Source organism: Vibrio sp. 10N.222.49.A3, assembly GCF_041475145.1.
Classification (GTDB): domain Bacteria; phylum Pseudomonadota; class Gammaproteobacteria; order Enterobacterales; family Vibrionaceae; genus Vibrio; species Vibrio tasmaniensis_A.
The window spans coordinates 1-8,130 of the sequence record NZ_JBFRVM010000197.1 but is presented as its reverse complement, the minus strand read 5'-3'; the positions used below and the strand labels follow the sequence as shown (position 1 = coordinate 8,130).

General features: G+C 42.7%; 6 protein-coding genes. 3 read left to right on the top strand and 3 right to left on the bottom strand.

What is annotated here, in order from left to right; translation table 11 throughout:
* Positions 1–436 precede the first annotated feature (436 nt).
* The 3 genes from clpB to rluD form a co-directional block, all read right to left on the bottom strand.
* Positions 437–3,010 (bottom strand): ATP-dependent chaperone ClpB, encoded by a 2,574-nt coding sequence (clpB, locus tag AB4589_RS22895; RefSeq protein WP_017098368.1) that lies wholly within the window; start codon positions 3,008–3,010, stop codon positions 437–439.
* A 143-nt stretch (positions 3,011–3,153) separates the two neighbouring features.
* Positions 3,154–3,888, bottom strand: a complete 735-nt coding sequence (gene pgeF / locus AB4589_RS22890; RefSeq protein ID WP_032499186.1) for a peptidoglycan editing factor PgeF — start codon at positions 3,886–3,888, stop codon at positions 3,154–3,156.
* A gap of 8 nt (positions 3,889–3,896) precedes the next feature.
* Entirely contained in the window at positions 3,897–4,871 is a 975-nt protein-coding gene (rluD, locus tag AB4589_RS22885) for a 23S rRNA pseudouridine(1911/1915/1917) synthase RluD (RefSeq protein ID WP_009848467.1), read from the bottom strand.
* 137 nt (positions 4,872–5,008) lie between these two features.
* Between rluD and AB4589_RS22880 the strand changes: the two genes are divergently transcribed.
* The 3 genes from AB4589_RS22880 to hpf all read left to right on the top strand — a co-directional run bounded on the left by AB4589_RS22880 (position 5,009) and on the right by hpf (position 8,079).
* Positions 5,009–5,737, top strand: a complete 729-nt coding sequence (locus AB4589_RS22880; protein WP_009848466.1) for an outer membrane protein assembly factor BamD — start codon at positions 5,009–5,011, stop codon at positions 5,735–5,737.
* Between the two features lie 157 nt (positions 5,738–5,894).
* On the top strand, positions 5,895–7,319 hold the full coding sequence (locus AB4589_RS22875) for a lytic transglycosylase F (RefSeq protein WP_309598818.1): 1,425 nt from the start codon (positions 5,895–5,897) through the stop codon (positions 7,317–7,319).
* A gap of 424 nt (positions 7,320–7,743) precedes the next feature.
* Positions 7,744–8,079 (top strand): ribosome hibernation-promoting factor, HPF/YfiA family, encoded by a 336-nt coding sequence (gene hpf / locus AB4589_RS22870; protein WP_004735034.1) that lies wholly within the window; start codon positions 7,744–7,746, stop codon positions 8,077–8,079.
* Positions 8,080–8,130 lie beyond the last annotated feature (51 nt).

Here is an 8,130-nt window from a genome sequence, read left to right as displayed (position 1 = left end):
TTCATTGAAATCAATTTTGATTCCGAAGAATCTGTTTTATCTAACGATAAAACGTTTTGATATTCATCAACGAGTGCCCACACAGATTGATAGGTTTAAATTGTTAAAGAGCTTCACTTGTTGAGCGTTCCTTTTAGTAAGGAGCCTCTCTAAGTGGACGGCCATTCTAGCGAATTGGGTTCCAGTGTCAAACACTTTTTCCAGCTAATTTTTCAAAGCATCTTAAATGCTTAATGTCGTCTCGTTACTTAGTTCAAACCGCTTGGTTATCCCTAGCAACGGAGGCGCATTATAGAGAGAATCCCCCTTTGCACAAGACCAAAAACGGAAAAAAATCGCCACAGGCGATCGTTCGGACACTATTCACACAAAGCGTTCAAAATAGGTACGATTACGTCTTAATTTCGACTAATCGTACCTATCCTTCTTACCTTTATTATTGGTGAGCAATAATTCGGTCGTTATTCACTAATAGCTGCACTTTCTTATCCGGATTGATTTTCCCTGCAAGTATCGCTTTCGCTAATGGGTTCTCTACTGTTTGTTGAATTGCTCTTTTAAGAGGCCTTGCACCATATACAGGGTCAAAACCAACTTGAGAGATTAGCTTGAGCGCTTTTTCTGAAACTTCGAGTTCATAACCATTGTCTTCCATTCGCTTTTTCAAATGATCAAGCTGAATAGCGGCAATTGACTCGATGTGCTCTTGGCCTAATGGATGAAACACGACACTTTCATCAACTCGATTCAAAAACTCAGGTCGGAAATGTTTACCCACCACTTCCATAACCTCATTTTTAATCCCTTGGTAATCCAATGTATTAAAGTTCTCTTGAATACGAGTTGAACCTAAGTTCGATGTCATGATTACCACGGTATTTCTAAAATCAACCGTACGACCTTGTCCGTCAGTTAATCGCCCATCATCTAAAACTTGCAATAGAATATTGAAAACATCTGGGTGAGCTTTCTCTACCTCATCAAGCAGAATGACAGAATAAGGTTTTCGACGAACAGCTTCGGTTAAGTACCCACCTTCTTCATAACCCACATAACCAGGGGGAGCACCAACTAAACGAGCAACAGAGTGTTTTTCCATAAACTCAGACATATCGATACGAACCATCGCATCTTCACTATCGAACATAAAGTTAGCTAATGTTTTACACAGTTCCGTTTTACCTACACCTGTTGGCCCTAAGAACAAGAACGAACCAATCGGCTTATTCGGATCAGACAAACCAGCACGGCTACGACGAATCGCATTCGATACCACTTCGACCGCTTCCGCTTGACCGATAACCCGCTTATGCAGAACACCTTCCATTTTCAGAAGCTTCTCCTTTTCTGCTTCTAGCATTTTAGAAACAGGAATACCGGTTTGCTTTGAAAGGACATCGGCAATCTCAGCGTCGGTCACCTTATTACGTAATAAGGTCATTTCTTGCATTTCAGCTTGAGTCGCGAGATCTAACTGCTTCTCCAATTCTGGGATTCGACCATATTGCAATTCAGACATACGGTTAAGGTCACCAGCGCGTCGTGCAAAATCCATATCCATTCGAGCTTGTTCTAGCTCTGATTTAATATGTTGCGTACCAGACAGCGCCGCTTTTTCAGCGTTCCAAACTTCTTCAAGCTCTGCGAAATCGCGTTCTTTCTCAGAAAGTTCGCTTTGTAACGTACGAAGCCTCTTTTCACTGGCCTCATCATTTTCATTCGTCAGAGCTTGCTGTTCGATCTTCAATTGAATGATTTTGCGCTCTAACTTATCCAATGACTCGGGCTTTGAATCTATCTGCATTCGAATACTCGAAGCCGCTTCATCAATGAGATCAATCGCCTTATCTGGTAACTGACGATCTGAAACATATCGGTGAGATAGCGTTGCCGCCGCTACGATAGCAGGATCGGTAATTTCTACATGATGGTGGAGTTCATAGCGCTCTTTCAAACCACGAAGAATCGCTACCGTGTCTTCAACGGTGGGTTCATCCACGATCACTTTTTGGAATCGACGCTCCAAAGCCGGGTCTTTCTCTATATATTGTCGGTATTCATCGAGCGTTGTTGCGCCGACACAATGCAGTTCACCACGAGCTAATGCTGGTTTCAGCATGTTACCCGCATCCATAGAGCCTTCGCCTTTACCTGCGCCGACCATCGTATGAATTTCATCGATAAAGAGAATGACATTGCCTTCTTCTTTCGATAATTCATTAAGCACTGATTTTAGACGCTCTTCGAATTCACCACGATATTTAGCACCCGCAACTAATGAGCCCATGTCTAATGAAAGCACTCGTCGGCCTCTTAAGCCTTCAGGCACTTCATTATTGATAATACGCTGAGCCAAACCTTCGACAATCGCAGTTTTACCTACACCGGGTTGACCGATAATGACAGGGTTGTTCTTAGTACGACGTTGAAGGACTTGAATCGTGCGACGAATTTCATCATCACGACCAATCACAGGATCTAGCTTGCCTTGCTCTGCTCGCTCGGTCAGATCAATGGTGAACTTCTCTAAAGCTTGGCGTCTATCTTCCGCATTCGGGTCATCAACCTTTTGACCACCACGAACTTGCTCGATAGCTTGAGATAGTTTTTGCTCGGTCAGGCCTAGTTCTTTAAGTAAGTTACCCAAAGGCCCTTTGTCTTCAATGGCAGCGAGTAGGAATACTTCTGAAGATATGTAACTGTCTTGCCGCTTTTGTGCGACCTTGTCACATAGGTTGAATAGCGTTCCCATTGCGTTAGAAAGCTGAACATCACCACCGATACCGCTTACTTTCGGCACTCGGTCTAATATTTCGCTCAATTTAGAACGCAATTGAACAACGTCAATATTCAACATAGTGAGCAATGGACGAATCGCACTGCCATCTTGATTAAGCAAAGACACCATTAGGTGTACAGGTTCTATATATTGGTGATCACGACCTAATGCGAGCGACTGAGCATCAGATATCGCAATTTGGAATTTACTAGTGAATCGATCGAGACGCATGCCAACCTTCCTACTCTTTAGATATGTTTATCTTATGGTTAGAAGATGGATACGGTAACGCAGATTTTCAAGGGATAAGGATGAAGAATAGAGCTGATATGAAAATATAAATGAACTGGATGAGTGGTTATGCTAGTCAGAGATTACTCTAACCAAATAAATGTTGCCTGACGCCCAGTAATACCATCACGACGATAAGAATAGAAAGCATCTGAATCTGCGTATGTACATAGATTCGAATCTGTCACCGAAGTCACGCCAACTTTCATTAATCGTTGAGTCGCAAGTTGAGACATATTTGCTAACCACTTGCCGGGTTCAGATTTAGCTTTAAATGCTAATTTCGCTTGAGGGTCAAAACGAGCAAAAGCGTCCAACACATCGTTGCCAACCTCAAACGCATCTTTACCAATAGCAGGACCAAGCCAAGCAATGATCTGATTATCTGAATCTAGGTTTGAAAACTTTGCGACGGCATTTTCAAGAATGCCACCAGCAAGACCACGCCAACCCGCATGAACGGCAGCAACTTGAGTGCCTTTGGTATCGCTAAGGATGACCGGTAAGCAATCGGCTGTCATCGCAGAACACACAACCCCCTTTGCAGTGGTAAATGCACCATCCGCATCAAGCACATTCGCCACAGGTTCTAAAACCGTAACGACATCCGTTGAGTGAGTTTGATTTAGCCATACTGGAGCTGTGGGCATCTTAGATTGTTGCTTTAGCCATGTTCGATTACTTTCAACAAGTAAAGCATCATCCCCAACATGCATACCAAGGTTTAACCCTTGATAAGCACCTGTAGAACAACCATCAAAACGAGTCGAAGCAAATGCTTTCACGTTTTTTGGTGCATTCCAGTCAGGGATGATCATTGACACGATTAAATGTCGTCTTCTATGTTTTCGCGAGCATCAACACGCAACGCTTCAGCCATTACAACCATGTCATTTGGCACAGGTGCGTGGAACTCTACCTCTTCACCAGTAATCGGGTGAACAAACTTCAGCATAACCGCGTGTAACGCTTGGCGATCAAAAGAACGAATCATTGTCGTTAGTTCTTCAGATGCACCTTTAGGAATACGAGCACGACCACCGTACGCAATATCACCTAACAACGGGTGCTGAAGGTATGACATGTGAACACGAATTTGGTGAGTACGACCCGTTTCTAGGCGCAGACGAATACGAGTATGTTCGCGGAAGTGCTCAGCAACACGGTAGTGAGTTACCGCAGGCTTACCCAGTTCATTAACGTCCATTAACGTACGCTTAGTTGCATGACGGCTAATGCCTTTCTCAACCACACCACCCGCGGTCATTTTACCAATAGCAATTGCTTCATATTCACGAGTAATACGACGTTTAGCAAGAGCTCGTACAAGGCGAGTTTGAGCTGGAACCGTTTTAGCCACAACCATAAGACCAGTTGTGTCTTTATCAAGACGGTGCACAATACCCGCACGAGGTACTTCAGCAATCTGAGGGTAATGGAAAAGCAATGCGTTTAGTATGGTTCCATCCGGCGTACCTGCACCTGGGTGTACAACCAGATCGCGAGGTTTATTGATAACCAATAAATCATCATCTTCATAGACAATGTCTAACGGAATATCTTGTGCTTCCCAGCGCTCTTCATCCGCAAGCTCTGCTTGTAAGATGATCGCTTCACCGCCCAAAACTATGGTGCGCGGTTTAGTGATAACTTCGCCATCCACTTGGATTTTGCCGTCAAGAAGCCACTCTTTAATACGAGAGCGAGAAAAATCGGTAAATAGTTCAGCGACAGCTTGGTCTAAACGTTGACCTAACTGGCTGCTTTTTACTGTGTCTGTTAATGTTATCTGCTGAGCCATATCGAACTTTTTTAAAAACCGTGAGACTAATACCCATTAGTATGGATAAAATAGAATAATTGCATCATTGTATCTGTTACTGGTTAGAAAGTAACGGAAGCTTACGAAATATTTAATTCAAGGAATCGACGCCTGACATGAAACACCTTACTTTAACGGGTCTATTAGCCGTATCACTCTTAGTTGGTTGTTCAAGTAGTGAAGAAATAGTACCGGATGTACCGCCATCGGTTCTTTACTCTGACGCCCAAGAATCACTGCAGAGTGGTAGCTGGCTTTCTGCAATCGAAAAGCTAGAAGCCTTAGACTCACGTTACCCATTCGGCGCCTATTCTGAACAAGTACAACTGGATCTGATTTACGCTTACTACAAAAATGATGACTTGGCGCTTGGCCTTGCGACTATTTCGCGATTCCTACGCTTAAACCCTACTCATGAAAAACAGGATTGGGTTCTTTACATGCGCGGTTTAACGCATATGGCACAAGACCGAAACTTCATGCATGATATTTTTAATATCGATCGTAGCGACCGAGACCCAGAACCTGTGAAACTTGCATTTGCTGATTTCAAACGACTGTTAGAACGTTTCCCAGCAAGCCCATACGCTGAAGATGCACAAAAACGCATGTTCGCACTGAAAAACCGCCTCGCGGAGTATGACTTAGCAACCGCTGATTTCTACCTGCGTCGTGAAGCTTGGATTGCAGCTATAAACAGAACACAAGAGTTGCAGAAGACTTACCCTGACACCATTGCTGCACGTAAGTCTTTAGACATTCAATTAGAAGCTTATGAACAACTAGGCTTAGAAGACGCAGTGTTACGAACAGAAAAGTTAATCGAGCTCAATCCACTGCCTTAGTCAGCGAATCACACTCGTCGTTAACTAAAACAATCACTTCAAAATCGCGCTAATTTGTTAGCGCGATTTTTTTTGAACTTCGTCTGGTAAACTTGATGAATGGCAACATAAGCAGTATCTTCAATAGATAACTTTTAACAAAACATCAACATGGAGTGTGGATGTGAGCAGGATGTTATTATTTATCTGGATCGGGTTATTTAGCCAACTTTCCAACGCATTAGAACTGTCCCCATTGAGCAATCAACCTTACATGGGAGACTTAGATGTACTCAAAACAAAAGGAACAGTGAGAGTATTGGTTTCGGCTGATCTGGGCTTTTACTACATAGAAGATGGCAAGCCAAAAGGTATTGTGGCAGAAATGCTCTACCACTTTGAGAAAAGTCTTCGTAAGAAGCACCCCTATCTCAACGTTCAAATCATCCCCGTGCAACGAGATGATCTACTCCCCTCGTTAGAATCTGGTTACGGTGATGTCGCTGTCGCCAACCTAACGATCACCGACAAGCGGTTAAGTGTCATCGATTTTTCCGATCCAATGATCAAAGATGGGAAAGAACTGATTATCACCGGAAAAAATTCTGCCCCTATCACCGAAATCAAGCAATTGAGTGGTCAAGAGGTCTGGATCCGAGCTAGCTCGAGTTACTTCGAGAGTGTTCAAAGAGTCAACAAAGAGCTTAACGCACTAGGTTTACCACCACTGCATGTCCACTTTATCGAAGAATCATTGCAAGACTACGAGCTGATAGAACTGGTCAATCAGGGTTATATACAAGGTACAGTTCTAGATAGCCACAAAGCTAAGCTCTGGCTCGATGTTATGGAAAACATTCAGGTACACACTGAGTTGCCGCTGCGTGAAAATGGTCAAATTGCTTGGGCACTGAGAAAAGACAGCCCTCAGCTAAAGAAAGAGATCAACAAATACGTAAAGACCGCACGAACAGGAACTCTACTTGGGAACGTTATCTATAATAAATACATCGACAACACTCGTTGGTTAGGACGAGCACTCAACCCAAATAAAGTAGACCGAGTGGCAAAACTGGCAGATGTCTTTGAAAAATATTCGAATGAATACGAATTCGACCCTTTGATGATGTCAGCTCAAGGTTTCCAAGAGTCTGGACTTGATCAAAGCAGGGTTTCTCACCGAGGCGCCATCGGTGTAATGCAGGTGTTGCCAAGTACCGCCAAAGACAAAAACGTCAATATAAAAAACATACATAAGGTGGATAACAACATCCATGCTGGTGTGAAATATATGCGCTTTATCAAAGACCGATATTTTGACGATCCAGCGATATCGCCTGACAATCAAATCTACTTCACTTTAGCTTCTTACAATGCCGGCCCCGCTAAGATAAGAAAGATGCGGAACATTGCTAAAAAAAAGGGTTATAACCCAAATATCTGGTTTAAAAACGTGGAAATCATCACTCGTAAGTACGTGAGTAAAGAACCCGTAACCTATGTCGCCAACATCAATCGTTACTTCGTCATTTACAAACAATTGCAAGCAATCAATGCCATCCGAGAGGACGGTACAGCGAGATTACTGAACACTAACGATTAACTTCGCCCTTAACATCAGAGCTTGAGGAACAAAGGTGTTAGATAAGGTTAAAAACATAAAAGCCGCATAAGAAAACTTATGCGGCTTTTATTTATCTAATTCTGAAGAAGCTTACGCAGAGAGCTACATCATGATACCTATATCACAAAACACTATTGAGTAAATTTCAATCAAGCACTTTCTATAGGCTGTAGTCCGCCCCTAAAAACTGGTTTAATTTTTAGCGAAGCCTTGCCTCCAACTTATCGTTTTTCATAGGGATAACAAGTATTTTTCGACAAAAAGATATCAAGACTTGCGTGAGATCACATTTGATTTTAATGCTTATCCCACCCAACCAAAACAAGATCTAAATCACATTCTTTATTCCTAAAAGTCGTAATCTGAAGTTAACCCATGAGGGATACAACAGAGGAAAACTTCTATGAAAATGAACATCACTGGTAAAAATATCGACATTACCTCTGCAATCCGTGATCACATAGAAAGCAAATTTAAGAAGCTGGATAAATGGCAAGTAGACATCATTGGCTGCCAAGCGAGCTTTAGCGAAGAACCAAATAAAAAGAAAAAATTTGAAGCCGTTCTAACGGTACCAAAAGGCCAACTTGTTGCTTCATCAATTCATGACGACCTCTACGTAGCTATTAACGAAGTAGAACAAAAACTAGAGCGTCAACTCAACAAGCTGCGCCATAAACCAGAAGCGCGCCGCGCTGAAAAGCCTGAAATCGAAGAGCTAGAAGCTGAAGTAGAATAAGGAAATATGACAGATTAAAAAATAGCGCCTCAGGGCTAATGCCGTTCACTT

Bases quoted from the DNA above. Each gene is read 5' to 3' on its own strand.
- clpB (WP_017098368.1), bottom strand. From the start codon at position 3,010: ATGCGTCTCGATCGATTCACTAGTAAATTCCAAATTGCGATATCTGAT.
- pgeF (WP_032499186.1), bottom strand. From the start codon at position 3,888: ATGATCATCCCTGACTGGAATGCACCAAAAAACGTGAAAGCATTTGCT.
- rluD (WP_009848467.1), bottom strand. From the start codon at position 4,871: ATGGCTCAGCAGATAACATTAACAGACACAGTAAAAAGCAGCCAGTTA.
- AB4589_RS22880 (WP_009848466.1), top strand. From the start codon at position 5,009: ATGAAACACCTTACTTTAACGGGTCTATTAGCCGTATCACTCTTAGTT.
- hpf (WP_004735034.1), top strand. From the start codon at position 7,744: ATGAAAATGAACATCACTGGTAAAAATATCGACATTACCTCTGCAATC.